Origin of the sequence: Streptomyces sp. FH025, from assembly GCF_017427025.1 — a bacterium.
Taxonomy (GTDB): domain Bacteria; phylum Actinomycetota; class Actinomycetes; order Streptomycetales; family Streptomycetaceae; genus Kitasatospora.
Genome location: NZ_JAFLNG010001184.1, coordinates 1 through 1203, shown reverse-complemented (window position 1 = coordinate 1203; position 1203 = coordinate 1). Strand labels below are relative to the sequence as shown.

General features: G+C 70.9%; 1 protein-coding gene. It reads left to right on the top strand.

The annotated features are described in order from the left end of the window. The coding region (locus J0670_RS38300) for a polyketide synthase dehydratase domain-containing protein (protein WP_207817379.1) at positions 1-1203 on the top strand (1203 nt) is incomplete at both ends.

Genomic DNA, 1203 nt, shown 5'->3' with positions numbered 1-1203 from the left:
GCGAAGTTCTGGCCGCTGCCGATGAGTTGGCGAACGGTGGGGCGCGCACGAAGCGTCTTCAGGTTTCGCACGCTTTCCATTCGCCGTTGATGGAGCCGATGCTGGAGGAGTTCGCGCGCGTTGTCGGCGCGGTGGAGTACGGGACGCCGAAGCTGGCGATGGTCTCCGCTCTGACCGGGCAGTCGGTGACGGATGAGGTCACCGATCCGGCGTACTGGGTGAAGCATGTCCGCGAGGCCGTGCGCTTCGGTGATGCGGCGAACGCGTTGCGTGCGGCTGGTGTGCGGACGTTCATCGAGATCGGGCCTGACGGTGTTCTCGCCGGGATGGGTCCCCAGACCCGCACCGACACCGACGGTGAGGTGGCGGAGGAGGTCTGGCTTCCGCTGCTGCGGCGGGGCCGGGACGAGCCCCGCGCGCTGCTGACCGCGCTCGCGAAGGCGTTCGTCCGTGGTGTGCCGGTCGAATGGGCCGCGCTTTACGCCAACACCGGTGCCCAGCGGATCGATCTTCCGACGTATGCCTTCCAGCGGCAGCGTTACTGGCTTCCGGCCGCTTCCCTTGGGGTGAATGCGGCCGGGTTGGGTCAGTCTCCGGCGCGTCACCCGTTGTTGGGTGCGGCGGTGGCGTTGCCGGCCAGTGGTGGTGTGGTGCTGACCGGGCGGTTGTCGCTGTCCGCACAGCCGTGGCTGGCCGATCACGTGGTCGCCGGTCGGGTGGTGGTTCCGGGGGCCGCGCTGGTCGAGATGGTGGTGCGGGCCGGTGACGAGGCGGGTTGTGGCCGGGTCGAGGAGCTGCTGATCGAGTCGCCGCTGGTGCTTCCGGCCCGGGGCGGTGTGCGGGTGCAGGTGACGGTGGACGAGGCCGACGATGCGGGTTGTCGTGCGGTGGCCGTCTACGCCCAGGCCGAGGATGCCGCGCCCGAGGAGGAGTGGACCCGGCACGCGAGTGGTTCGCTGATCGTCGCCGGTTCCACTCCCGATACCGTTCTGACCGAGTGGCCTCCGGCGGGTGCGGAGGCCGTGGACCTGGACGGGTTCTACCCGGCGCTGGCCGAGAGCGGCCTGGCCTACGGTCCCGCGTTCCAGGGGGTTCGTGCGGCCTGGCGGCGCGGCGAGGAGCTGTTCGCCGAGGTCGCGCTGCCGGACGGCGTGAGCGCGGCCGGGTTCGGACTGCACCCGGCGCTGCTGGACGCGGCCCTGC